Annotated in this window: 27 protein-coding genes; 8 read left to right on the forward strand and 19 right to left on the reverse strand. The window is 44.9% G+C overall.

Going from position 1 to position 26,409, the window contains the following annotated elements; genetic code table 11:
* Positions 1-247: 247 nt before the first annotated feature.
* From PSF27_RS13830 to PSF27_RS13840, 3 genes are all read right to left on the reverse strand, one after another.
* Positions 248-1,357 (reverse strand): ABC transporter substrate-binding protein, encoded by a 1,110-nt coding sequence (locus PSF27_RS13830; protein WP_272681692.1) that lies wholly within the window; start codon positions 1,355-1,357, stop codon positions 248-250.
* Between the two features lie 84 nt (positions 1,358-1,441).
* Positions 1,442-3,643, reverse strand: coding sequence for a TonB-dependent siderophore receptor (locus tag PSF27_RS13835; protein WP_272681693.1), 2,202 nt, complete (start codon positions 3,641-3,643; stop codon positions 1,442-1,444).
* A 233-nt stretch (positions 3,644-3,876) separates the two neighbouring features.
* A complete protein-coding gene (locus tag PSF27_RS13840; RefSeq protein ID WP_442958950.1) occupies positions 3,877-4,131 on the reverse strand; it encodes a hypothetical protein in 255 nt (84 codons plus the stop codon).
* Positions 4,132-4,429: 298 nt separating this feature from the next.
* Here PSF27_RS13840 and PSF27_RS13845 point away from each other — a divergent pair, with 298 nt between their 5' ends.
* Complete coding sequence (locus PSF27_RS13845; RefSeq protein ID WP_272681694.1) at positions 4,430-5,989, forward strand: S8 family serine peptidase; 1,560 nt, start codon at positions 4,430-4,432, stop codon at positions 5,987-5,989.
* A 26-nt stretch (positions 5,990-6,015) separates the two neighbouring features.
* On the opposite strand, the gene PSF27_RS13850 is transcribed toward PSF27_RS13845, so the two are convergent.
* The 6 genes from PSF27_RS13850 to PSF27_RS13875 all read right to left on the reverse strand — a co-directional run bounded on the left by PSF27_RS13850 (position 6,016) and on the right by PSF27_RS13875 (position 11,905).
* The gene (locus PSF27_RS13850) at positions 6,016-6,624 is read right to left on the reverse strand and encodes an ATP-binding cassette domain-containing protein (RefSeq protein WP_206083806.1); all 609 of its coding nucleotides are present in this window, start codon (positions 6,622-6,624) and stop codon (positions 6,016-6,018) included.
* A 14-nt stretch (positions 6,625-6,638) separates the two neighbouring features.
* Positions 6,639-7,415, reverse strand: a complete 777-nt coding sequence (locus PSF27_RS13855) for an ATP-binding cassette domain-containing protein (RefSeq protein ID WP_206083667.1) — start codon at positions 7,413-7,415, stop codon at positions 6,639-6,641.
* Positions 7,409-8,221 (reverse strand): ABC transporter permease, encoded by an 813-nt coding sequence (locus PSF27_RS13860; protein ID WP_272681695.1) that lies wholly within the window; start codon positions 8,219-8,221, stop codon positions 7,409-7,411. The genes PSF27_RS13855 and PSF27_RS13860 overlap by 7 nt, the downstream gene beginning before the upstream one ends.
* Positions 8,218-9,201 carry an ABC transporter permease gene (locus tag PSF27_RS13865; protein ID WP_430225198.1) on the reverse strand — a complete coding sequence of 328 codons (984 nt, stop codon included), beginning with the start codon at positions 9,199-9,201 and terminating at the stop codon, positions 8,218-8,220. Before PSF27_RS13865 ends, PSF27_RS13860 begins: the two co-directional genes overlap by 4 nt.
* Positions 9,186-10,763 (reverse strand): ABC transporter substrate-binding protein, encoded by a 1,578-nt coding sequence (locus PSF27_RS13870; protein WP_272574055.1) that lies wholly within the window; start codon positions 10,761-10,763, stop codon positions 9,186-9,188. Before PSF27_RS13870 ends, PSF27_RS13865 begins: the two co-directional genes overlap by 16 nt.
* Positions 10,764-11,017: 254 nt before the next feature.
* The gene (locus PSF27_RS13875; protein WP_272681697.1) at positions 11,018-11,905 is read right to left on the reverse strand and encodes an AraC family transcriptional regulator; all 888 of its coding nucleotides are present in this window, start codon (positions 11,903-11,905) and stop codon (positions 11,018-11,020) included.
* A gap of 693 nt (positions 11,906-12,598) precedes the next feature.
* On the opposite strand from PSF27_RS13875, the gene PSF27_RS13880 reads away from it, so the two are divergent.
* From PSF27_RS13880 to ureG, 7 genes are read left to right on the forward strand one after another with little or no spacing between them, the layout of a single operon-like run.
* Complete coding sequence (locus PSF27_RS13880; RefSeq protein ID WP_272681698.1) at positions 12,599-13,435, forward strand: urease accessory protein UreD; 837 nt, start codon at positions 12,599-12,601, stop codon at positions 13,433-13,435.
* Positions 13,436-13,457: 22 nt separating this feature from the next.
* A complete protein-coding gene (locus tag PSF27_RS13885; protein ID WP_272681699.1) occupies positions 13,458-13,760 on the forward strand; it encodes an urease subunit gamma in 303 nt (100 codons plus the stop codon).
* A gap of 8 nt (positions 13,761-13,768) precedes the next feature.
* Positions 13,769-14,092: an urease subunit beta gene (locus tag PSF27_RS13890; protein WP_272681700.1), complete on the forward strand. Its 324-nt coding sequence runs from the start codon at positions 13,769-13,771 to the stop codon at positions 14,090-14,092.
* Between the two features lie 2 nt (positions 14,093-14,094).
* Positions 14,095-15,798, forward strand: a complete 1,704-nt coding sequence (gene ureC, locus PSF27_RS13895; protein WP_272681701.1) for an urease subunit alpha — start codon at positions 14,095-14,097, stop codon at positions 15,796-15,798.
* 21 nt (positions 15,799-15,819) lie between these two features.
* Entirely contained in the window at positions 15,820-16,299 is a 480-nt protein-coding gene (ureE, locus tag PSF27_RS13900; protein ID WP_272681702.1) for an urease accessory protein UreE, read from the forward strand.
* Positions 16,300-16,320: 21 nt separating this feature from the next.
* Positions 16,321-16,986, forward strand: a complete 666-nt coding sequence (locus PSF27_RS13905) for an urease accessory protein UreF (RefSeq protein ID WP_272681703.1) — start codon at positions 16,321-16,323, stop codon at positions 16,984-16,986.
* Positions 16,987-16,997: 11 nt separating this feature from the next.
* Positions 16,998-17,615, forward strand: coding sequence for an urease accessory protein UreG (gene ureG, locus PSF27_RS13910; protein WP_125890373.1), 618 nt, complete (start codon positions 16,998-17,000; stop codon positions 17,613-17,615).
* 43 nt (positions 17,616-17,658) lie between these two features.
* Here the strand turns inward: ureG and hypE are convergent, their stop codons facing one another.
* The 10 genes from hypE to hybA form a co-directional block, all read right to left on the reverse strand.
* Positions 17,659-18,684: a hydrogenase expression/formation protein HypE gene (gene hypE, locus PSF27_RS13915; RefSeq protein WP_272681704.1), complete on the reverse strand. Its 1,026-nt coding sequence runs from the start codon at positions 18,682-18,684 to the stop codon at positions 17,659-17,661.
* The gene (hypD, locus tag PSF27_RS13920; RefSeq protein WP_272681705.1) at positions 18,685-19,797 is read right to left on the reverse strand and encodes a hydrogenase formation protein HypD; all 1,113 of its coding nucleotides are present in this window, start codon (positions 19,795-19,797) and stop codon (positions 18,685-18,687) included.
* Entirely contained in the window at positions 19,781-20,077 is a 297-nt protein-coding gene (hybG, locus tag PSF27_RS13925) for a hydrogenase maturation factor HybG (RefSeq protein WP_206083804.1), read from the reverse strand. Before hybG ends, hypD begins: the two co-directional genes overlap by 17 nt.
* Entirely contained in the window at positions 20,068-21,147 is a 1,080-nt protein-coding gene (hypB, locus tag PSF27_RS13930) for a hydrogenase nickel incorporation protein HypB (RefSeq protein WP_272681706.1), read from the reverse strand. The genes hybG and hypB overlap by 10 nt, the downstream gene beginning before the upstream one ends.
* An 89-nt stretch (positions 21,148-21,236) precedes the next feature.
* On the reverse strand, positions 21,237-21,578 hold the full coding sequence (hypA, locus tag PSF27_RS13935) for a hydrogenase maturation nickel metallochaperone HypA (RefSeq protein WP_206083638.1): 342 nt from the start codon (positions 21,576-21,578) through the stop codon (positions 21,237-21,239).
* Positions 21,578-22,063: a hydrogenase-2 assembly chaperone gene (hybE, locus tag PSF27_RS13940; protein ID WP_272681707.1), complete on the reverse strand. Its 486-nt coding sequence runs from the start codon at positions 22,061-22,063 to the stop codon at positions 21,578-21,580. Before hybE ends, hypA begins: the two co-directional genes overlap by 1 nt.
* Positions 22,056-22,550: a HyaD/HybD family hydrogenase maturation endopeptidase gene (locus PSF27_RS13945; RefSeq protein WP_206083636.1), complete on the reverse strand. Its 495-nt coding sequence runs from the start codon at positions 22,548-22,550 to the stop codon at positions 22,056-22,058. Before PSF27_RS13945 ends, hybE begins: the two co-directional genes overlap by 8 nt.
* A complete protein-coding gene (hybC, locus tag PSF27_RS13950; RefSeq protein ID WP_206083635.1) occupies positions 22,550-24,253 on the reverse strand; it encodes a hydrogenase 2 large subunit in 1,704 nt (567 codons plus the stop codon). Before hybC ends, PSF27_RS13945 begins: the two co-directional genes overlap by 1 nt.
* The gene (gene hybB, locus PSF27_RS13955) at positions 24,250-25,437 is read right to left on the reverse strand and encodes a Ni/Fe-hydrogenase cytochrome b subunit (RefSeq protein WP_272681708.1); all 1,188 of its coding nucleotides are present in this window, start codon (positions 25,435-25,437) and stop codon (positions 24,250-24,252) included. Before hybB ends, hybC begins: the two co-directional genes overlap by 4 nt.
* Positions 25,421-26,407, reverse strand: a complete 987-nt coding sequence (hybA, locus tag PSF27_RS13960) for a hydrogenase 2 operon protein HybA (RefSeq protein WP_272681709.1) — start codon at positions 26,405-26,407, stop codon at positions 25,421-25,423. Before hybA ends, hybB begins: the two co-directional genes overlap by 17 nt.
* Positions 26,408-26,409 lie beyond the last annotated feature (2 nt).

Below are 26,409 nucleotides of genomic sequence, written 5' to 3' on the forward strand. Positions count from 1 at the left end.
TAAGCCTAACTAAATATTAGTTAGATCATTATGGAGACTCAATCGAGATTTGAGTAATTTGTGATCTATATCTTGATTTTAGCTAACAAAAATTCTGCTATTTTTTCTAACAGAAATAATAGCATTTTAAGAAAAATTACGGGAGGCTTGATACTACAAGGATTTTAAAGGAAAAATAACCTAGAGATAATAAAGTTCTGAATCTAACTTTTTGTTAGCTAACTGAGCCAACAAAAAGTTAGGATATTTATTTTAACGACAATGTCACCCAAAATACGCCATCAGTGCGCAACTGGGTAAATTGTTGTTGGAAATCAGTTAAGTTTTGTTCAGGGTTTAATGTACTGAACCTTTCGGGGTGCATAAATTTTGCCATAGCTTCAATGGCAAATATGTTCATTGGGTTATTATAAAAATTGTGGTAAATCGCCATTACACGTTTTTCTTTTACCGACGTTAATGAAGATATCCCTTGTCTATCTAATAATACCGCCAGTTGCTTCTGTGCATCTGATTTGTTTGCACGGTATCCTAACCTGACAGCAATTGAACGGCGGTTAAAATTATGCCAATCAGCTCCAGTTAAAAAATAAAAATCAGGGTTTAATGTAATAATATTCTCAATCGAACTATCAGCCCCTTTTGCTGGGAAACTGTCTGCTACAAGGTTATTTCCCCCCGCTAAAGACGCTAAAACACCATAACCTGAACGCCCATATAATTGGCAACAGTTATCTGCAAATAAGCCCGCATTGGCTTCAATGAGTACAGAAGGAAATGGCTCTGTCAGTTGGGATTCTATCGCTGACAATTTTTCTTGGTATAGCGCCGCAAACTGTGCAGAACGTTCTTGTGTACCTAATAGCTCTCCCAATAACAAAATACTTTTTGGGGTGTTTTTGACAATATCCATTCGAAAATCGATAAATATCACCTGAATTCCTGCCGCCTCAAGCTGCGGTAGAATTTGGCTATCACGCATCGCACCGTAATTGGCTTTATGCATAATAATCACTTCAGGAGCAAGCTCAATCAGCTTTTCAACTTGCAGCCCCGCTTCACGGGTTTTCTTCAAGGTTGGAATTTTTTCTAATTCAGGCAATACACTAAAATAGGCTTCTTTTAAATCAGGGGCATACTGCGTTAATGAATCACTCCATCCCGTAATACGAGAAATCCCCGATTTGCCCGCAGCGATATCTATTGGCAAAATATCACGACTATCCACTAAAAATAATTTTTCAACGGGAAGATTAACCGTCACTTTACGGTCTTGTAAGTCAGTGATCACTGTTGGCGTTTTTGCCTGCCCCCAGAAGCTCAGTAAGCACAATAACCCTGTGAGAAATAATTTCATGGGGTACCTTTTACTTTAAATTTAATTAATTCTGAATAAATAAAGCCACCATTAAGTGGCTTTGTCATCGACTAAAGCAGCAAATTAGAACGTCACGCTGTAGTTAAGTGCAAAGGTTCTGCCACGCCCTTTATAGTCATAAAGGTTTGGCGCGCCGTATTTCGGACTGTATAGCCCCTGCGCACGCTGTCCCCAAATAGTGGAGTAGTTTTTATCCAGTAAGTTTTCAACCGCAAAACTCACTTTACCGACGGGTAGCATATAACTACCTAATAAATCAACGGTATTATAACCATCCAGCTTTTTACCTGCGGCATCAGTTAGGTTAAATGTTTGCTGGCTCTGTAAGCGCAATGACCAATCATTCGGCTCCCACCCTACATAAGCGTTAACTTTAGATGGGCTGGCAAAGTCCACGCTCCATTTTTCCCAGCTACCATTGACTTTGGTTTCCGATTTTTGCAGGTTGAAGTTACTCCCCACATACCAGTCGGAGTCGTCAAAGAAGTAATCAATGGCACCTTCTACCCCATAAATGCGGCGCTTATCGGTCTTCATGTAAATGGTCATGTCATCTTTATTAATACCATAGCTTCTATCAGACAGGGAATAATAAGTGGCAACTTGGGTACGCAAGTTTTCACCAGTGTAGCGCCAGCCTAACTCAAACGAGTTAACTTTGATCCCTTTGACTTTAGTATCATTGATATTCACGCTATTTTCTAAATTCCAATGGCCATTCGCATCTGGAGTCGGAGAATATTTACCTGTCCCGTAGTATTTCGCAATATCAGGAATTTCAAAACCTTGGGAGAAATTAAACCACGTTTGTTGCTCTTCAGTTAGGTTAACCAGCAACCCTGCGTTAAACAGTAAATTGTTATAATCGGTTTTCCCACCAGGTACGGCATCTGCGGATTTACCATTGCCATTCGCAATAGCTTCTTGCTGTGCATAACCAACAAAATCATCCACTTTGTTTTCAGTATATTGGTAACGCACACCACCGCTTAAGGTAAACATCGGCGTGATGTCATAGCTGCTTTGTAAAAATGTCGCCATGTTTGTGGTGGTATAGCTTGGGTAGCGGCCAATTTGGAACGCTTTGGTGAGATCCATTCCCCCTGATTCTTTTGCACGCTCCAAATCAAAAAACATTTGGTTTGCACGAAATTGCTCGTGCTCCGCATCGACACCATAAGTTAGCGTCAATTCATCAAGGGGTTGACTATTAAATGTCAGCTTAGCGCCATAGAAATTGGTTTGTTGATCAGAGGAACTGATACTCGAAACCTCTTTTCCTGTTAACGTTGGGAACGGGTAAAATTTTTGTGATTCATCACGGTAGTAGACCTGAGCAACAAAATCTTGCCCAAACATATCTGCATTTGAATACTGTAAATTAAGCAAGTTACGCTCAGTGCCTGGTAAGCGGTCTGAACTTAATTTACCACTGTTATAGGCCTTACCATCCCCCTTCACTGCAGAAAAATCTTTGCCTAAATATAGGCCATGCTTACCATCAGACTCGCTTTTATAGTGCTGATAGGTCGCTTGAATCTGTTGTGTTTCATTTATTTTTACGGAGCCTGATGCCATCACATCGAGACGATCGGAAAACTGTAACCCTGTTTGGGTATTATCAATATTAATCGCGTCGCCTTTACCATCATACCAGCCACCATAGCGTTGATAGGCGACAGAAATACGACCATACGCATTTTCATTACCACCGCTCACTGCTGCCGCGACATTTTCATCATGATCTTTCCCGTTATTAAAACCTGTTTTCCCACCTAATTGCAGGGAAACTTGTTTTTCTTCTTGGCCTTTTTTTGTCACGATATTAATTAAACCACCGCTACTGCCGCCACCGTACATCGCAGTCGCACCAGAAATGACTTCAATATGATTGATATTAAAAGGATCAATCGAATCTAACTGGCGACTGTCACTACGTGAGGAGTTAAGGCGTACCCCGTCCACCATCACTATCATTGAGCGACCACGCATATTCATCCCGTAGTTTGTACGGCCTTGGCCGCTCACGCTCATTCCTGGAATTAACTGCGATAAAATATCCTTTAACTCTTTCCCACCCTCTGCTTGCTGCTCAATTTCGGCGTTATCAATGACCCAAGTGGTTTGTGCCATTTCTGAAACTGATTTGTAGCCACGGGTTGCAGAGACTGTAATTTTCTCTTCTTTGTTATCAGCGGCCAATACCGAGGGGGATATAAAAGGTAGCAAGCAAGGGGAGAGAATAAAAAGATGTTTTATTTTCATTGAGTTAAAACCTTTAAATATAATTATTGATACCATCGTTATCAGCGCCAGAACCAATAACGACACATGATTAAATCACCGCTAACTATATTGCGGAAAAACTATTCGCAATAGTAACTGATAATCACGTTCAATATAAGAATTATTATCATTACAGTAATGAATTAAAAGGTTATTTGTGTTAGGTAACGTTTTCAGCGCATCCTTGCGCACATGAGTGCGCATTCCTTATTTCATTTCACACTGACCACGGCAATGTAATTTAGCTTTCCACGGTTTTGTCGAAAATGGCGGAACATACGTAAAAATTGCGGGCGATTTTCTTTTTTTAATGCATTACGAATAATTTTCATTGCCCCCAATAGACCTTCATCATAAATCAACCCTTTTGGGGATAATAAGGTCATCGGCCCTGTGCTGGACATCACAGCGGTGGATAATGTCAGGTAAATGAAATAGCGATTTCCCGTTGTGGGACTACATCGCACAATGCAGTGAGGTAATTTAATTGATAAGACATATATTCACCTTAGTATTAACAATGTTTATCATTTTTATTTGAAGATAAAAAATAAGTGAAAGAAAACCGTTTCCCTATAACATTTGTCAAAACTGAAAATAAATTCAGCCTTATTAAAAATATAAATATCAATTTATATTAAATTCAAGCCAATTATTAACATTGTCATAAATACCTTTTTTATTTTAAATAATCACTCGTATTTAAATGCATTTTTATTTTCAAAATAATTCATTCCATATACTAATTTAATTAAAAGAGAAACCATGAATATTAAAATTTTCAAATTCATTGATATTTATACCAATGGGATTTTTGTTGAATTCAATAATAAAGAAAATAAATTATTATCAATTAATTTGCTTTTAAATGATGAAATCATAGAAAAAACCGAAACCACAGGTGAAAGTCATTTATTTTCTATCGATAAATCAGGTCACTATCGTGTAGAGATTAGCCTGGAGGCTGAAAACACAGCAAACATCCAATCAAAGGAAATTTATTTTCATATCAGCGAAGGTGAAAGAAAAAACAAAATTAAAACCACCACTAAAGAAAAAACAATCAATCAAAAAATAGCTGGTATTTCTAATTATTATTTAGATATAAAAGCAAAAAAGAAAAATTATGATAAAATAAAACAAGATTTAACTTTTTACTCAAAGCTCCCGACTTTAGAATTAAAAAGGTCATTAATTTATGACACATTAAATGAATATGATTATTTTACGTTCCATGGAGACGGTAAATTTGAAATCTTAGTTGAGCTAGCGGAACAAATAGAGAGTTTAGATTATGTCGAGTATTGTTCCGTCACTCCAGATACCACAGGGTATCTGGCCCCAGAACTGCCCGTAAACCCTGAGCAACTTGACGATATTAAAAGCGAAAGTGACGATTTTATTACCCCTGATTTTACACCAAGACAAACTTACCTTGATGCGCCCAAAGGGATGAACATCCGCGATGCATGGGCAAAAAATATTAATGGTTCATCCGCAGTCGTACGTCACTTAGACTTTGGTGTCTACCGAAACCATGAGGATTTAATCGACTCAAATATCGTTGTGGTGAATAGCCGCCCAGAAAGTGAAGACTGTAATCATGGCACTGCATCAACAGGCTGTATCGTAGCAACGCTCAATAAATTTGGTGTTACAGGTATTGCCCATCACTGCCAATTTTACTTCTATGACACAGGTGACCTAGATTTAATCGTCAATCATGTGCAGCCTGGTGATATTGTCAGCCTAGATATACAGTTTAGTGTTGGAGGAAAACTGCTCCCTGCCACTGCAATACGTAGCTGGTGGGAACGTATGAAAATTATCGTGGATAAAGGTGCAACAGTTATCCTTGCGGCGGGCAATGGCGGATTGGATTTAAGTGAACCTGGCGTGATGCAGGATTTCGGTGATAGTGGCAGTATTTTAGTGGGTGCTTGTAACCACCAAAACGGAACACGAGCTTATTTCTCGAACTATAACCCAGAAGTTGCCTTTGTGAATTCTTGGGGAGACTGGAGTGTCACCACAACAGGTTATGGCTCATTACAAAAATTACCAGGGAACAACCGCAATTATTCAAATAATTATTCGGGTACATCCAGCGCTACACCATTATGCTCAGGTGCATTAGCGTTAATTCAAGATTACGCGAAAAAACAAGGGGCAATATTATCTCCGTGGCAAATGCGTACCGTTATTGCTGCATCAAATTATACTGAAGGTGTATCACACGGCATTGGTTGTCGACCCAATGTAGATTACTTGTTTGGTATCGTTGATAGCATCATCCGCAAGTCAGACTTACCCGAAAGCGCGTAGTTTACATATATTCAAGCCGCCGTCTATCACGTGGCGGCATTTCCCCCTTCAAGGGTTAAGACAGATGTACAAACTTTTTCAAGTAACGCTTTGTTATGACTAAAAATAATCATTCCTAAGGGGCGTGCTTCTGAAAGCTGAATTAAAAACTGCCAAATCTCTTTTTGTAAGTGCGCATCTAACTGCGCAGTAATTTCATCCGCAATTAAAATTTGTGTTCGTGGGTCAAGAGCCCGTAACAATGCAATCCGCGCCAGCTCCCCTCCAGATAACTCAGTAGGCCGCCTCTCCAACCATTGTGGTTTGATAGAAAAGCGTTCAAGCCAGTCTGAGTCAGGTTGCCAAGCATCACGTAAACTCGCCCCTACCGTCCGGTAGGGATTAAAACTTTTTTCAGGGTGCTGGGGAACAAGTTGAATGGGGCAATAACCTTGCTTAGAAAGTGGCTTTCCCGTGAATAGAATCGAACCATTAGAAGGTGCTTGCCACTGTGCTAAAACGCGACCAAGCGTTGTTTTACCAAAACCGCTGGGTGCAGAGATACCGAGGCGTTCATTCGGCGCAAGGGAAAAACTAAAGTCCCGCCAAAGGGCTTTCCCACCTTGATCAATATTCAGGTTTTTAACTGCTAAAATAGGTTCGATATCCTTCATTTCATTGCCATAAATTGATGTTCTGGTAGTGCATTCCACAAGGATTGCAGCCATTTTCCACCACCGCCTTGTTTTAAGGTTTGGCTACTTAACACATCCTCTAGCGCCCCATTACGCAGTAATGCAACACGGTCAGCAAAACGCACCGCCATGGATAAATCATGAGTAACCCATAAAATACCTCGCCCATCACGGCACAAGGATTTCATATTTTCAAGCAGTTGCAGCGCATGTTCATCATCCAACCAAGACGAAATCTCATCTGCGAGGATATATTGTGCACGGGACAATGTTGCACTGCTTGCCAGTACTCGCTTTGCCATTCCCCCAGATAACTGGCTTGGGTAGCTATTCACCAAATTTTCTTGCAAGTTATATTGCTGAAGATGGCGCGCCACATCGTGCATTTTAATGTGTTGGCCGCTGAGTACTGCAGCCCTTTCAAGCTGAGGACCAATTTGGATCAAGGGATTTAGAGCACTAACCCCTTGAGGTATATAACATAACGAGTTGCCCCGATGCTGTGCCTTGTTTTCTTCCGTCAATGCATTGCCATTCAGACTGATATTTCCTTGGCTGCGCATATTATCTGGCAATAAGCCTAGAACACTTTGTAATAAAAGGCTTTTTCCTTCTCCGCTTCCACCAATCAAAGCGACCATTTCCCCTGGCTGAATATCGAGTGAAATGTCTTGCAGTAATGGTGACCACTGTTTACGCCCTAACCAACGAAATTTTGCGACATCAATAGTCAGCTTATCTAAGCTCAACATGTTGCCCCCTTTAGCCATAGCTGCGCCGCGGCTTTTGCAAATTGGTCAAATAACAACACTAACCCCATCAAAGCGACACCGGGAAACACCACCAGCCACCACGCCCCTGTACTGAGATAACGTAGTGCATCTGACAATAAAATACCCAATGAAGGTTCATGTGGCGATAGCCCAAAGCCAAGGAAACTCAGTGCCGCACTGTGAAGTACCGCGTGTGGGAACATCAACAACGTACCGACCATCCACTGCGGTAAAATCATGGGTAAATAATGGTAACGCCAACGGTAAACGGCACTATTGCCAATACGCTGGGATAGCATGATGTAATCCGCCTGCTTCACTCGCAGTAACTCGGAACGCAAAATCAGGGTAAGCTTAGGCCAATGAGTGAGCGCGACCGCCCAGATTACCCCCATTTTTCCGCCGCCCAAAGTAAAGCAAATTAGTACGAGTAACAAAAGATGTGGCAATGCTAATAGTGCATCAATGACGCCGCGTACCGCGTAATCCATCACTTTGCTGACGGAAGACAACCCGGCCATCACTAAAGCGATAAACCCACTGGATATTGCCGCAATCAAACCAATTTGTAAGCTAGTCGCGACGCCTTGGAATGTTCTTTCGAAGAGGTCTCGGCCTAAATTATCCGTACCAAATAAATGAGCCCAAGAAGGGGCAAGCCGCCTATCCAATAGGTTCATTTCAATGTCGGCAGATGACAACCACACGGCATAGCTCGCTAAAATAACCAATAACGTTAGTGAGATAATTAATTTAAATAGCGCTCGATTTGGGTTGTAGGTCATGCGTCTCTCATCACTCCCTTATTCACTTTTTTCAATAAGACATCGGCAACCGTATTACTGAAAAAAATCAGAGTGGCACACAACATCACAATCCCCATCAATAAGGGGATATCGCCTCGTAAACCCGCATCGATGGTCGCTTGCCCCAGCCCTGGGTACGCAAACACTTTCTCAGCAAGAAGCGCCCCACTGAGCAATTCGCCCACAGACGCGAACTGCAAACAAATGGCTGGGGTGATAGCATGTTTAAGTACATGAAAACCTATCATTGACCAACCTTTATCCCCTTGCGCTTGGGCGTAATGAATAAACTCGCTGTTCATAACTTCCATCACTTTTGCTCGGGTGTGTAAGGCAATATTCCCTACGCCCAACATCCCTAACGCAATCACAGGTAAAACAAGGTGATGAAGTTTTTGGGAAAATGTCGCCGTTTCTTCATCTAAACCAATCGGCCATGCACAGCAAATCGGCGCCCACTGCAATGACACCGCAAACAGCGAAAGCAGTAATAATCCGACCCAAAATACAGGAATAGATGCTAATAGGTAACTAAGGGTTGAAATCAGCTTATCTGGCCAGCGGTTGAGATAACGCCCTGCGACTAAGCCCAACACAAATCCAACGATACCCGAAAAAAGCCAAGCGCAAACAAGCAGTGCTAACGAGGGAACAAGGCGATCAGCTATCACTTGCACAACGGGGGTGTTGTACAACATGGAATAGCCCATATCCCCTTGTAACATTTGTGAAAACCAGCGCCAAAATTGCACCCATAGCGGCTGGTCAAGCCCCCAGCGAGCCGCAATTAAGGCGTATTGCTCGGGGGGAACATGCAATAAATCATTACCGATATAGGCTTTTATTGGGTCGATAGGCGAATAGCTTAACAGGATAAAGATCCCTGCCGCTGTCACAGTCAACAAACAGATAAAACGCAATAAAAGCCCAAGAGTCGTTCGCATTACTGGCAAGTCCATGCCCATTCATCAACGTTATTTAACACTGACCAAGAGCCGTGAATTTCAGGCGCACTGGTGCCTAAATCCACACAATTATTCAGCAAATAAATATGTTGTAAGTTCATCAACCAAGCCCATGCGGCATCCCCTTTAATGCCCACGCCCGTTGTGCCATTCCAATCCACTTTTTGCCATAACGGGATAGCCGCATTTTGGTCTGGTTGGCGCAGTGCTTCTTCAATTAACTCATCAACCGCTGCATTTTTATAATAACCTGGATTATAGAAACCAACGCCTGCGGCTTTACTACTGTAGTTATGGACAATTTCCATTGGGTCTAAGCTGCCCCAACCAAACAAGGTTGGGTTGGCGTGCATATTGCGCTCAACGGTTTCCCAACTTCCCGATTTTAAATCCATTTCGATGCCGATAGGTTTTAAGCTTGAACGAATAGCTTGGGCTAAATCACGGCGCGTAGTGTCACCGCTAGCATACCAGAGTGTCAGTTTTGCCACTTTGCCGTCTTTTTCACGCAGGCCATCTTTATTCAGCTTCCAGCCCGCCTCTTCTAAAATAGATTTGGCTTTTTCGGTGTCGCCATCTTTAAAGGCGGAATCAGGGCTATTCCACGGTAGCCCTGCCACACCTGTATAAGCGGGAACAGCAAAACCTTCGAGGACAGATGCGGCTAATAATTTACGGTCAAAAGCGTAGTTAATCGCCTTACGCACCGCAACATCAGAGGTAATATCATTCCCCACAGGGTTACCCTGTGCATCTTTTCCACCTGCTGGCGGAATTGGGAAGGAAATACCACGGTTTTCCACACTATAGCGCTCCACTAACTTCATGTTTTTGACGTTATTAGCATTGGCAGCCACCGCTGCGGGAATACGGACAATTTCCAGCTGGTTACTTTGTGCCGCAGCAAAGGCCGCATCTTCATCAAGGAAGACGAAAACCATTTTATTGAAATCATTTTTTGGCCCAGCGTAGTACGGGTTTTGCTCAACAATTAATTGCTGCCCTGGCTGGAACGCCACTAAACGGTATGGTCCTGCGCCAATTGGGTTATGCGCATAGGTTTTTGCATCGTATTTATCAGCACAAACAATCCCAAGGGAGCCTAATACATTGATAAAAGTACTTTGTGGAGAAGATAAGGTGATTTTGACGGTTAATGGGTCAATTTCCTCAGCTTTTGCAAAATTACCCATATCCACTTTGCCGCCGCTCGCAGCGGCATTATTGTAGGTAAATACTACATCTTTTGCAGTTAATGGCGAACCATCTGAAAATTTCAATCCTTTTTTTAGCGTTAATGTCCACTCTTTCCCATCGGCATTGTGTTGGTAGTTTTCCAGCATATAGCTGTGCCATGAAAGGTCGGCTTTTTGTTTGAGTAATGGGCTGTGTAACAGAAGGTAGCTGCCGTGGCTCCACCCGAGCATTGGGTCAAAACCTTCAGTCGGTTCTGCGCCAATCGCTAAACGTAATGTTTGTGAATGAGCTGGTTCTGCGGCCTGTGATGGCAGCGTCAGCCCCATTAAACACATAGCCGCAACGATATTTTTAATCATACATCCCTCGATAGTTTGGTTTTATTTTTATCACTAAATAAAAATAAAACATCATCAGGCAGTTAATGATATTGGTAACCATTAATTGCCGCTATTGGTGAGATATTCACTGTGCGTAGAGTAACAATGTTTAGTTATATTAAATTTTAAACCACGCTTTCTACGTTCTATATCAATAGAACTTCGAATTTAATGAATAATTCGTAAAAACTCAGCCCCTTTTTGATTTACCTTAATAAATCAAAAAGTAAAATTTACGCTTCCACGTCTTTATCAAATTCAATAGGCGTGGAGTTTAACGATAAATCAGTTATAAAAGACTGGTCATTAGACTGCCTTGATTGCAACCGAAATTGCGATGGCGTCATGGCGTATTTTTTCTTAAATACATCACAAAAATAGGCATTGCTACCAAACCCACATCGATGGCTAATTTGAAATACCGAATAATTTGAGAAGGTTAAATAATTTAATGCCATTCCCATTCGCACATCCAATAATAATTGGCGGAATGATACCCCTTCTCGATTAAGGTGCCTACGCAACGTCGATGGTGTGGTAAATAAGACCTTAGCCACATCCTCTAAGTGCCATTTTTTCTGCGGTTCTTGGGTAATTAAATGGGTAATGGCTTGGTTTTTCGGCTCATCATAATTAAAACGGAAAATGTTGAGAATATCGACGCCCGCTTGGTATATCGCCAGTAAAATAAAGTACAGGCTTTGCTTCATTAACAACGCTTCTTGAGATTGGCTTTGTTGTTTTAATGGTAAACATTGCTTGAGCAAACTGAAATTATCACTGACCGTTTCAGGGGTTAATACCTGAAACGTGGGAACGTGGCTCGTTAGCGGCGCGCCTGACTTCATTAAGGTCTTTAATAATAAAAAGACCGATTCTAACTCTGAGTCCGCAATCGACAGTGTGTGCAGCTCAATCGATTGATTAGATGCGCACTCCATATTGCAGGAGACTTGGCTGTATTTTGGAATAATGAGCGTCAAATTAGACTGAACATCAATAGATTGACCATTAATCACCACATTCCCTTTCGCTCCTTGCAGCATGGCTATCATCGCGCTTTCAATATAAAACGCTTTTAACACCATTTGGCTTGATGAAAGAAAATATTTATATTCCATAATCTCAATAAACTTTGGTCAAAGTCAGAAATCATCTGCTAGAAAAAGCAGCTTGATGGGCAGACAGAAATACAGCCATTCAGATAAATAGCAAATAATTACGCTAGTTAATGGCTTCCGCTACCTTGCTAGAATGCGGCTCAGAATATAGTCCTGTTAAGTAAAAATCGCAATATAGAGATCCGCTCATTTTTTACTGTTATTTTATGCATTGTGCATTTTTCTAAATAAATTGCTATTTAATTGAAAGGCAATTTTCGATAGAAGGTGTAAAATCGCGCGTCAGATGAATACGAGCCTATAACGCATCATTATAGATAATTATTTTTCGTGTTCATTCACATCCTACCCTACTTGCATTGGCTTATACCACTTAGGGGCTGTTTATCTTTGCTGCTGATTTTTACAGCTAAAAAAGGTCAAAAAAACAATTCAAAAAATAGATAAAAGAGTGTCAATCAAGCTGACTTATTATTTGAGTTAAGTATTGTGCATAAATACTGCCCTACGGGTTCGATTAAAGCACGTTTCACTCATTTGATGCGACGTTGAGAGACTCTTGCCTAAAATGGCTTTAATTCGAATAAAAATTGACCATCAAAGATAATCAGCCCCTAAAGCCCAAACCATTCGGTGAGGGGTATAACTAAACATGTTCGCGTATTGTTCATTACCTGATTTGCAGGAGAAAGTATGTCTGAGTTTTCAGGATCAGGTTGGTTAGCTGAGATTTTTTTACGCTATGAACTCAAACGGGGTACAACACGCCTGACCGATAAACAACATATCGGCCCTTTAATGGTGCAAAGGCCATTTTACCCCGAACCAGGGGTTGCCCACACCTATTTACTTCATCCCCCTGGTGGTGTGGTGGGTGGAGATAAACTCCTGATTAATATTGACGTGCAGCCGTATGCCCATTCACTGCTGACCACCCCAGGTGCGACCAAATTTTATCGCAGCGCAGGCGGTATTGCCCGACAAGTACAGAATTTAACGGTTGCCGCTGAGGGCTTTTTAGAGTGGCTACCGCAGGAAAATATTTTTTTCCCTGATGCACAGGTTAGGCTAGAAACCCATATACACGTCGCTGCATCATCAAAATTTATCGGCTGGGAGATCCAATGTTTAGGCCGCCCTGTTTTGGGGGAATGGTTTGAAAATGGCGATATGCGTGGGCGCTTTAATTTTTACATTAATGACACCCTTACGCTGACTGAATCCCTGTTTATCGATGGCACACAAAAACAGTCTGCTGTCATGCGTGAGTTTCCCATGATGGGGTCGATGTACATTTACCCTGCCAGTGATGAATTAAAAGAAAAAATCCAACAACATTTAGGTGATTTTTTATCCCCAACGGATAGCCCCATTGAGTATGGGCTAACGGATGTGGATGGCATTTTAGTCTTGCGATTATTAGGCTCGCAAACTGAGCCGATGATGGCGTGTTTTGCCCATATTTGGCAAACCACGCGGCAGTATTGGCTAGGTTATTGCCCTGAACCTCCCCGTATTTGGGCAACATAAATTTTTCGTTTTAGGAGCAAAAATGGAACTCACCCCAAGAGAAAAAGATAAGTTATTGCTTTTTACCGCAGGCCTTGTCGCTGAAAGGCGCTTAGCCCGTGGGTTAAAACTGAATTACCCAGAAGCCGTTGCCCTAATAAGCTGCGCCATTATGGAAGGCGCACGTGACGGAAAAACGGTCGCCCAACTAATGAGCGAAGGCAGAATGGTGCTCAGTGCGGAGCAAGTCATGGAAGGCGTGCCTGAAATGATCAAAGACATTCAAGTGGAATGCACATTCCCTGACGGCACAAAACTTGTGTCCATTCACGACCCAATTGTATAGGTGGCAATATGATCCCCGGTGAAATTAAAGTGAATCAGACTTTAGGCGACATCGAACTGAATGCGGGTCGTGAAACCAAAACCATTCAAGTGGCAAATCATGGTGATAGACCGATTCAAGTCGGCTCTCATTACCACTTTTATGAAGTGAATGATTTTTTGAAATTTGAACGAGACGGCACGCTCGGTTTTCGTTTAAACATCCCTGCGGGTATGGCGGTGCGTTTTGAACCTGGCCAAAGCCGCACGGTGGAATTGGTGGCATTTAGCGGTAAACGAGAAATTTACGGCTTCCATGGCAAAGTCATGGGTAAATTAGAGAGTGAGAAATAACCATGAAAACCATCTCACGGCAAGCGTATGCGGATATGTTTGGGCCAACCCAAGGCGACCGTGTACGCTTAGCAGATACAGAACTGTTTTTAGAAATTGAAAAAGACTTCACCACCTATGGGGAAGAAGTCAAATTTGGTGGCGGTAAAGTCATTCGTGATGGTATGGGACAAAGCCAAGTCACTAGCGATAAATGTGTCGATGTGCTGATCACCAACGCCATTATTTTAGACCATTGGGGCATCGTTAAAGCCGATATCGGCATCAAGAATGGCCGTATTGCAGGTATTGGTAAAGCGGGTAACCCTGATGTACAGCCGAATGTGGATATCGTGGTTGGCCCTGGTACAGAAGTGGTCGCGGGTGAAGGCAAAATTGTCACCGCAGGCGGCGTCGATACCCACATTCACTTTATTTGCCCGCAGCAAGCCGAAGAAGGCTTAGTTTCTGGTGTCACCACCTTTATTGGTGGTGGAACAGGCCCTGTCGCAGGCACTAACGCCACAACGGTCACACCGGGCATTTGGAATATGTACCGCATGTTAGAGGCCGTAGATGAGCTGCCAATTAACGTGGGGCTATTTGGTAAAGGCTGCGTAAGTCAACCCGCAGCCATTCGTGAGCAAGTGACCGCAGGCGCAATTGGCCTGAAAATTCACGAAGACTGGGGCGCAACCCCGATGGCAATCCACAACTGCTTGAATGTAGCCGATGAAATGGACGTGCAAGTGGCAATTCACTCCGACACCTTAAACGAAGGCGGCTTCTACGAAGAAACAGTAAAAGCCATCGGTGGGCGCGTGATCCACGTGTTCCATACAGAAGGCGCAGGGGGCGGTCATGCCCCTGACGTGATCAAATCCGTTGGGGAGCCAAATATTTTGCCCGCCTCGACCAACCCAACCATGCCGTACACCATCAATACAGTGGACGAACATCTGGATATGTTGATGGTGTGCCATCACCTTGACCCGTCAATCCCTGAAGATGTGGCCTTTGCTGAGTCACGTATTCGCCGTGAAACCATTGCCGCAGAAGATATTTTGCATGATATGGGCGCGATTTCCGTGATGTCCTCGGACTCCCAAGCCATGGGGCGCGTAGGTGAAGTGATTATGCGCACGTGGCAATGTGCCCACAAAATGAAATTGCAACGCGGCACGATGGAAGGCGATACCCCAGACAGCGATAACAACCGTATTAAGCGCTACGTGGCGAAATACACGATCAACCCTGCGTTAGCCCATGGTATTGCTCATGAAGTCGGATCGATAGAGAAAGGCAAATTAGCCGATATCATCCTGTGGGACCCCGCATTTTTTGGCGTCAAACCTGCGCTTATCATGAAAGGTGGCCTTGTGGCGTATGCGCCAATGGGGGATATCAACGCCGCCATTCCAACGCCGCAACCTGTGCATTACCGCCCAATGTATGGTGCTCTCGGTAAAGCGAAGTACCAAACCTCGATGATTTTTATGTCAAAAGCGGGGATTGAGGCGGGCGTCCCCGAAAAGCTTGGCTTACAAAGCTTAATCGGCCGTGTTGAGGGTTGCCGCAATATCAGCAAGGCCTCCATGGTGCACAACAGCTATGTGCCGCATATTGAGCTAGACCCTCAAACCTATATTGTTAAAGCCGATGGCGTACCGCTGGTGTGTGAGCCAGCCACTGAGTTGCCAATGGCACAACGTTACTTTTTATTCTGACCCCTGATTAAGAGCCAGAAAATGAAAAAATTTATTAAAGTCGTTCCACCAGAACAACAGACAGACACTGAATTGTCCCTATGCTTAACCATGGATGAACGCACCAAAAGTCGCTTAAAAGTCACCTTAAGTGATGGGCAAGATGCGGGGTTATTTTTACCCCGTGGCACCATTTTAAAAGAAGGGGATATTTTAGCGACAGAAGACGGTGAACAGGTCGCCATTATCGCGGCAAAAGAGCAAGTTTCCACCGTTTACAGCGATGACCCTCTGTTACTGGCACGGGTTTGCTACCACTTAGGTAACCGCCATGTTCCTCTGCAAATTGAAGCAGGCTGGTGCCGTTATTTTCACGACCATGTTTTAGACGATATGGCGCGTGGATTAGGTGCAACGGTCAGTGTGGGTCTGGAAAAATACCAACCAGAACCAGGGGCTTATGGCGGTTCATCGGGTGGTCATCATCACCATCATCATGACCACGATGATCACCACCACTAATCAGATTCAGGGAGTGTATCGATGCTAGCGGATTTGCGTTTATACCAATTAGTCAGCCCGTCCTTACCTGTGGGGTCATTTACCTATTCCCAAGGGCTAGAATGGGCGATAGAAAAAGGCTGGGTGACAACACCAGATACCCTCGCCAATTGGCTAACGGCACAAATGACTCACGCAATCGCGACATTGGAACTCCCTGTTCTGCGGCAAATTCACGCCAATCTTTCACGCTCTGACTGGCAGCAAGTGACTTATTGGTGTGACTTTATTATTGCCAGCCGTGAAACCAAAGAGCTTCGCCAAGAAGAGCGCCAGCGAGGCATTGCCTTTGCCCGCTTGCTCCCCCAACTGGCGATTGAGCTTGATGCCACGGCATTAGCGTGCGTGAAAAAAACACAATTAATGGCCTTTGCCCTTGCCGCCACGCATTGGGATATTGACGTTGAAAAGCTGTGCACCGCCTACGCGTGGGGCTGGCTGGAAAACACCGTGATGTCTGGCGTGAAATTAATTCCACTGGGTCAAAGTGCGGGGCAACATATTTTGTTTACCCTTGCCGAACGTATCCCTGAAATTGTGGCGCAATCTGCCACATGGACGGTTGATGATATCGGCAGTTTTACCCCTGCACAAATCATTGCCAGCAGTCGGCATGAAACCCAATACACTCGACTTTTTCGTTCATGAGAAAACACACAATGCAAGAATATAACCAACCCCTGCGAATTGGTGTCGGTGGCCCTGTTGGTTCAGGGAAAACCGCCCTATTAGAAGTTTTATGTAAAGCGATGCGCGATACTTACCAAATTGCCGTCGTGACCAATGATATCTATACCCAAGAAGATGCCAAGATCCTTACCCGTGCCGAAGCATTAGACGCCGACCGCATTATTGGTGTGGAAACGGGCGGCTGCCCTCATACCGCCATTCGTGAAGATGCGTCGATGAACTTAGCCGCGGTTGAAGAATTAGCTATGCGCCATAAAAATCTGGATATTGTATTTGTGGAAAGTGGCGGCGATAATCTGAGCGCCACATTCAGCCCAGAGCTGGCGGACTTAACCATTTATGTTATCGACGTCGCAGAAGGCGAAAAAATCCCACGTAAAGGCGGCCCAGGGATCACCCATTCCGACTTATTAGTGATCAATAAGATTGACCTCGCTCCCTATGTTGGCGCGTCATTGGAAGTGATGGAAGCCGATACCGCCAGAATGCGCCCAGTGAAACCGTATGTTTTCACGAATTTAAAGAAACAAGTCGGCTTAGAAACCATTATCGAGTTTATTATCGATAAAGGCATGTTAAGGCGTTAATAAGTTAATTTCCCCTATAGGTTTTAATCTATAGGGGATGACATCAACAAATGCGTGGTAATGGCTCGCTGTGTGGCAAATCCAACAACCTTGAGGTGCCAAAAATTCCGACCAGTTTCACCTGTTTATTGTCTGTCACACTACCAATAGTAGTGGCATTTTGGCCTAGAGGATGGCTGTGCAATGCGGCTAACACTGCGCTTTCCGCTTCAGGTTTTACCACAATCACTAGTTTACCTTCATTGGCAAAATTCAGTGGTTCAAGGCCGAGCAATTCACATACGCCCCTAACCGCTGAGGCAACGGGTAAGTCAGCCTCGTTAATCGCCATTCCGCAGCCGCTTGCCTGCGCAAACTCATGCAAAATCGCCGTCACACCGCCCCGAGTGGCATCTCGTAATGCACGTACGCCCTCAATATTACGCAGTGGCTCAATTAATGGCGTCAATACCGCGCAATCGCTACTGAGTTGCGCCTCTAAACCAAGCTGCTCGCGCAGGTTTAAGATGGTCGCACCGTGATCACCTAACGTACCACTGACGATCACTTTGTCACCTGCTTGAATTTGCTGAGCTCCCCACTGAATTTCGCTTGGGATAACCCCGATACCCGCTGTGTTGATAAACACTTTGTCCGCAGCACCACGCTGCACCACTTTGGTGTCCCCCGTGACAATCTGCACCCCAGCCGCTGCAGCCGTTGCTGCCATTGATTCGACGATGGTGGCGAGCTCGGCTAACGGAAAGCCTTCCTCTAAAATAAACCCGCAAGACAGATATTTAGGGACTGCACCACTAACGGCAACGTCATTCACCGTACCGCAAACCGCTAATTTACCGATATTTCCACCGGGGAAAAAAATCGGGTCAATCACATAACTGTCGGTGCTGAACGCAAGGCGATCCCCTAATGTGGTGAGTTCCGCCAGCGAAAGTCGCGCTTGGTCTTCGCGCTCATTCAACGCTTGGTTAGCGAATGCTTTTAAAAATAGTTGTTCAATTAACTGTTGCATGGCCTGCCCACCGCTGCCGTGGGCCATCAATACCACATTGTTCGCATCATTGCTCATCTATGCCTCCCGACGATATTGATAATAAGCCGCACAAGCCCCTTCCGAAGACACCATTAAGGCACCAAAAGCGGTTTGTGGTGTACAGCGAGTGCCAAATAGTGGGCATTCATTGGGTTTACAGCGCCCCGTCAACACATCGCCACACCGTGCTTGCGGGTCATCCGCCACTTGGTGTGGTTGTACGTGAAAACGGCGTTCGGCGTCAAAGGATTGATAAGCGGCGCTAAGCTGCACACCTGAGCCTGCAATCTCCCCTAAACCGCGCCATTCGCTGGTTTCTTTTAACTCAAACACTTCATCTAATGCCTTGAGTGCTAACGTGTTGCCTTGGTCAGCGACAATACGCTTATATTGATTTTCCACCTCACAACGTCCATCCGCTATCTGATTCACTAGCATAGATATAGACTGCAAAATATCCAACGGTTCGAACCCCGTTACCACCAGCGGTTTATGGAAGTCGTCAGTAATAAACTGGTAAGGGTGTGCCCCAATCACCATACTGACATGCCCCGGAGCTAAAAAGCCGTCGATGCGAACATCTGGCTGTTCTAATAGGCTTTTTAAGGTTGGGATGATGGTGATGTGCTGGCAAAATACCGTGAAATTGTTCAGTTGACGGCGTTTAGCTTGTTGCAAGGTAATCGCCGTGCTTGGCATCGTAGTTTCAAACCCCAAACCAAAGAAAACGATTTGTTTATCAGGATGTTGCTCTGATAGCCCGAGGGCATCCAAAGGGGAGTAGACAATCCGCACATCTGCCCCACGGCGTTTTGCATCAAGTAAAGAGCCATTTTTACCAGGGACACGCATCGCATCCCCATAGGTACAAAAAATCACATTTGGCTGCTCAGCAATTTCGATACAACCGTCGATTCGCCCCATTGGTAAGACACAAACGGGGCAACCTGGGCCATGAACAAATTCGATTTCTGGCGGTAAAAGTTGGTCGATACCAAATTTAAAAATCGCATGAGTGTGCCCGCCGCACACTTCCATTAACTGCAATGGGCGCTGCTTAGCCCGTGGAATGTCATTCACACGTTGGCAGATATTCGCCAATAATACTTTTGCTAAAGCAGGGTCACGAAATTCATCGACGTACTGCATCTGTAGCCCCTGCATTTAAACCACTAAAATCGCCAACCTCATGGTCAAGCTGGCTCATCGCCGCTAAGGCATCTAATGTCGACTGCGCTTCTTCTTCGTTGATGATACTCATGGCGAAGCCCACGTGAACCAGCACCCATTGGCCTAATAACTCACTGGTTTCCCCTTCACAAATCAGGCCAATGTTAACGTCTCGCTTCACGCCACAGACATCCACTTGTGCCAGTTGGTGAATATCTTCACCCACCGCCACGATTTTTCCTGGAATGCCTAAGCACATAGCTGAGTCTCCAGCCATGCGAGCCATGCATCCATACCGTCTCCTTGTGTCGCTGAGACTTTAATCACTTGGATGTTTGGATTGACTTGTTTGGCATTAGCCATGCAGGCGTCCACGTCAAAATGCAGGTACGGCAGTAAGTCGATTTTATTGAGCAACATAATGTCTGCCGCGGCAAACATATGCGGGTATTTTAAGGGTTTGTCTTCCCCTTCGGTCACGGACAAAACAGCCACTTTATGGCGCTCGCCTAAATCAAAGCTTGCAGGGCACACTAAGTTCCCCACATTTTCGATGAATAACAAGCTATTATCATCCAAACCTAAGCGTGAGACCGCATCGTGTATCATCTGTGCATCCAAGTGGCAGCCTTTACCTGTGTTCACTTGGATAGCAGGCACCCCCGTTTCGCGAATACGCTGGGCATCGTTGGTGGTTTGCTGGTCGCCTTCCACCACCGCACAGTTAATTTTATCGCGCAGACGTAGCAAGGTTTCCGTTAATAGCGTGGTTTTCCCAGAGCCTGGGCTGGAAACCAGGTTTAACGCTAAAATATTCTTTTCTGCAAACGCTTCACGGTTATGTTCTGCTAAGTGATTGTTTTTATCTAAAACGTCCATCTCAATTTGCAGCATACGCTTTTGGCTGATCCCCGGTGCGTGTGTGCCAGCTTCACCCTGCCCGTAATCCAAATCATGGTGTTCGCCCGCAGGTTTAAAGCTATTTTCCGCCATGGCGTAAACGTGCTTATGCTTATGCTTGTGTTTCTGTTTTTTGGTTTTACCCTCAACAAGCGCAGGATCATATTGGTGATAATGGTTATGCACATCGCCTTGGTGGTAATAATGGTGATGAATAATGACGGTTTGGCCTTGGTTTTCATGGTCATGATGGTCATGATCGTGCTGGTGATCGTGCCCATGATGATGGTCATGCGCATTTTCATGATCGTGATGATGATCATGGCCGTGATGGTGGTCATGGTCGTGATGATGGTCATGGTGATGATGACTGTGCTCATCACCCTCGATTCTGCGCTCTCCCGATGCGCATCCACATGTACTACACATAAGTTTCACTCCCAACCGCTAAATAGTTAAATTAGATTAATACATAATCAAAATCGCAAGGTTGATGCACCTCAAAGTCACTTTGAAAACTATTCGACCTCTAATTCTTTGATGCGCAAGCTATCGCCACTTTCCACTTTTAAATTCAAACTTTGGCATTGTGGGCAAACGGATTGGTGGCTATCAATTTCCACCATTTCACTGCAATCCCAGCACCAAGCTTGTGCGGGACGATGCACCATATGCAATTGGCAACCTTGCGCGACAGTACCGCGACAAGCGATATCAAAACAAAAGCGAAATGCGCTTTCTTCAACACAGGAAAGCGCACCTATTTCTAACCAAACTGCCGTGACTTTTTTCACGGCGTTTTGCTTGACTTGCTGTTCAATTATTTCGAGTGTGCTTTGGCACAATGAAACTTCATGCATTATGCTTCCTTCAAGTGGCGTGCAAATAACGCGCGGCGTGCTGGCGATTGAGGTACATTTGGGTCACTTACTGGCAGCGACAGCAAAATACGGCGGCAATCATCCGCAAGGTGAATACCTTGCTCAGGACTCAAACTTTTATCTAATGGCGACATTAACGAACAGGCTAAATATTGTGTTAGTCCGTTAAGTTCCCCAACGGTATAGGTCATTTCCCCATACGGTAAAATCAAGCCAATTTTGTCGCCGACAGTACGCTGCTCCCAATACTGGTCAGGCCCAGGTAAAATGAGGGCGCTGAGCATCCACGGGGTGATAACCGCACCAACCCATTGATTTTCAAACAAAGCGAACTCACTGGCGTAGACGGGCATCGAGGGGTGGAGAAAAGACAAATCGTGCATCGATTGCTCCGCCACCCGTTCAAATGCGGCCTCAACGAGAGGCCGTGGGTTACTTTGATAACCGTTAATGTCATCAGGCATGTAAACTCTCTTCTTTTGCCGTAATTTCCAAACCTTCACTTCGCAGCACGTCTACCACTTTTTGCAATGCAGGCTCTAACGCAGCTTGCCCTGTTGCGGTTAAACCGATGTGTGGCTCTAAGGACTCAGGTACGACGCCCACTAAGGTCAAACGTTGTGGAAATTCATCCGTTAAATGCAGAGCAGATAACACATCAGATAATCCTAGCTGGTGAGGGGAGATTTTACGGGTAAACAACGCAGGCACCTCGCCATCACGTAACACTAATAACGAGCCAGGTTGCTGGCTCGATAACACCACATCTGCAATGATTAAGTGGTCACGGGAGGCCATTGGGCCGATCAATTCCATTCCCGCAGTACCGCCATCAAGCACTTCCACACATTCAGGCAAGTGATAACGTTCTTCCAATGCTTCAACAATGCGCACGCCAATCCCTTCGTCGCTCAGCAAAATATTGCCAACGCCTAAGACTAAAATTCGCATTACAGCACCTTAACCTTAGTGACTTCCCCACCCTCAGGATCCACAATGTGCACCGCACAAGACATACATGGGTCAAATGAGTGGATGGTTCTCACTACCTCAAGTGGTTTAGTTGGGTCAGCAACAGGCGTTCCTACCAACGCTTGCTCATAAGGACCTGGTTCGTCATTGAAATTACGTGGGCCAGAGTTCCATGTAGATGGCACAACAGCCTGATAGTTTTCAATTTTACCGTCTTTGATAACTACCCAGTGTGAAAGCAGTCCGCGAGGTACTTCCCCAAATCCAACCCCTTTAATCGTCGCGTTTTCTGGGAAATTTGGTTTTACAAAGGTAGTAAAGTCGCCTTTGCCAATGTTATCCACCAGTGCTTGCCACTGAATTGACAGTGTTTCATTCAGCACACAGCAACGCACGCTACGACCAATAATACGGCCTAGGGTGGAGTGCAGCTGATCGATACCAATGCTGTTACCCGTCAGTGTTTGATACAGGTTCACCACATCGTTAAAATGTTTTTCCGTTGGCTCGTGTTTTGCCGCCAGCTTGCACAGTAAGTCCGCTAATGGCCCCACTTCGACGGTTTTGTCATAGAAGGTCGGCGCTTTCACCCATGAATATTTACCGTCATCGTCCCAACCTGTGTAGTCAGGGTTTGTAGTGCCTTCCCACGGTGCTTGTGGCTCGTTTTCTTTGTACCACGCATGCTTGCTACTTTCTTTGATACCGTTTATCAAATACTCGTCCATGTGGCTGGTAATTGGGCGATAGGTACTGAAATCACTGTTTTCGAGGTAGCCACCTGGCAATAAGAAACTGCCATTTTTGCCGTCCATCGGCATTTCAGGCATACACATGTAATGCTTCGCCCCTTGGCCGACTTCTAACCATTCTGGGTAGCCCGCAGCAATAACAGCAGCATCGATTTTATAGACTTGCTCGATAAAATCCCCTAAACGGTCGATAAAGGATTTCACATACATTAAACGCTCAAGGTTAAGAACACCCACGCCATCAAGGTTAATCGGGTTCGCGACACCGCCCACGGCGAGGTTTTGGATGTGTGGTGTTTTACCCCCAAGCAATGCCACAATGCGGTTTGCATCCCGTTGGCATTCAAGGGCTTGCAAATAGTGCGCAACCGCAATCAAGTTCACTTCAGGCGACAATTTCATCGCTGGGTGACCCCAGTAACCATTCGCAAAAATCCCTAATTGCCCGCTCGCCACCAGTTTTTTGATTTTGTCTTGTACGCGAGTAAATTCTTCTGCGCTATTGAGTGGCCATGTGGAAACCCCTTTGAGGATTTCTGCTGCTTTATTTGGGTCTGCATTTAACGCGGAGGTGATATCTACCCAATCTAGCGCCGATAATTGATAAAAATGGACAATATGGTCTTGAATGGTATGCGCCGCTAAAATCATATTACGGATGTATTGCGCATTAACGGGCACATCAATATTCAAAGCGCTTTCAATGGTACGTACAGATACAATGCCGTGAACAGTGGTACAAACCCCACAAATACGCTGCATAATCATCCATGCATCACGAGGGTCTTTCCCTTTGACGATTTCTTCCATACCGCGCCACATGGTGCCTGAAGCCCAAGCCTTGGTGACCTTTCCATCTTCAATTTCACAATCAATGCGTAAGTGACCTTCGATACGAGTGACTGGATCTATTGTTATACGTTGGCTCATGCTTTACCTCGGGCCTCTGAATGGCTCATCGTTGTTTTTTTCAATGCTGGAATAACGGGTAGTAGGCGGATCAGCAAGATATACGCGCAGACCTCAATTGCCACAAAACCCATTGAAATTAAAAGTTCTTCTGATGTTGGGAAGTAGTCGTAACCGCCCCCAGGATTAAACGCGACAAGGGAATAGCTCATTCGCCACATTGCCGCCCCGATTAACATGCTTAATCCGCTGATATATAACCAACGCGAATCATTTCGTAGCGATGGCATGCGGAAAATAATTAATGGGATCACCATTAACACGGTTTCTATCCAGAACATCATGGCGTAGAAGTCGCCATTAAAGATGTAGTGCAGTTTTTCGCGATAAATCAACTCGCCAAATCGACACACTAAGAACAACACTAAAAGCACTTGCAGAATTTGCGTTAGCCGCACAAACAGTGGCCGTTCATCTGCCCCCTGCCCCTTTAAGGCAGCTTGCAACAATGAGCCTTCGAAAATGACAATCGAGAAACCCATAATAAACGCGGTCAACAGCGAGAGCAGCGGCAACATTTCATAACTTTGCCAAATTGGATGTACCTTGTATCCCGCTGAAATCATTAATGATCCCATTGAGGATTGGTGCATCATTGGTAACAATGCCCCTAATGCGATGATAAAAAACATCGCTTTATTCAAGCGTTTTAATGAGACTTTCCAGCCAAAACGTTCACACAAGGCTGGGGCAAATTCTAACGCCATCACACCAATGTAAATCGTCATACACACGGCGGTTTCGAACAGCACCGAATTGGTGTTGAAGAAGCCTGGAATATAAAAATACGGCAAATTCCAGTAACGCCCCACGTCGATAGTGATGGATAAACCACCTAGGGAGTAACCAAATAAACTGGCCAGTAATGCAGGGCGAACCAGTGGGTGATATTCTCCGCGGTTAAACACATACACCGCCCACGCCAGTGCCCAGCCACCACAGGCAAAACCTGTCCCTATCAGCAAGTCAAAGGCGATCCAAATCCCCCACGGGTAACCGCCGTTAAGATCAGAAACCGAACCTAAGCCGAAAACTAAACGTTTGATAATCAGAATGACGCAAAGCAACACCAATGGCCCAAAGACCATAATTGGCCAACTGACTAAACGCCCGCCTAGCGGCTTTTCTTTATGATGCGTCGTCATTTGAGTCATCTCCTTCGTGTTTGTCATTCTTGGTATTGCGATACACCAAGAAGCTCAGCCCTGCTAGCGCTGCTAACGGCAACACCATGCCTTTGTATAGCGTGTGTTGAACATATTCAGAGCGCGCACCTGTCGAAAGCTGCTCTAATTCAGGCAAGCCAAGATGTTGATATGGCACGCCAGAGAGCACAATGACCTGCGTTCCACCGCCTTCAAGCTCGCCATACACATGGTTTTCATACTTCGGCACTTTGATGACATTTGGATCATTACTATGCAGGGTTTGACGTGGGAAGCCATATTCATCCCCCACTTTGAGTGTTAAGCGTTTTTTTGCTTCGGCGAGCAACTCTTCCCGCGTACCGAAAATCACCGCCCCAGTTGGGCACACTTCCACACAGCCAGGTAAACCGCCTTTATCTAAACGCTCAACACCTTTTTGATTACATAGCTCGCACTTATGGATAGCACCAAACTTATCATCGTAAGCATATTTTGGAATGTTGAACGGACACGCCACCATGCAGTAACGGCACCCCGTACACACACTTGCATCGTAATGAACGATGCCCGTTTTCGGGTTTTTTTTCAGTGCTTGAACAGGGCAAACAGAGACGCAATTTGGGTCAACACAATGCATACACTGCTTTTTAATGTAGGCGTAGCCGTCTTTTTCCTGATCTTTATTCACCCCCGTGCCGCTACTCCAGACCTGAATAATGTTGTTGGTGTATGGGGTAAGCTTGTCGTTGTTCGACCATGTTTGCTCCCCGACAGGATTACGCTCTGGGTGGTTGATATCTTGGCATTTTGTCACGCAGGCCTGGCACCCAACACACAAAGTTGAGTCGTACAGCATGCCAAGGGAGTTTGGAATTGGCGGTCGGTTTTCCGCTCCCGCCAAGCTTGGTGAGCTGCCCGCAAGGAGCGCTCCCCCTGCGGAGAGTTTTAGAAAATTTCGTCTATTCACGG

Source organism: Providencia sp. PROV129 (assembly GCF_028482245.1).
In the GTDB taxonomy this organism is placed as follows: domain Bacteria; phylum Pseudomonadota; class Gammaproteobacteria; order Enterobacterales; family Enterobacteriaceae; genus Providencia; species Providencia vermicola.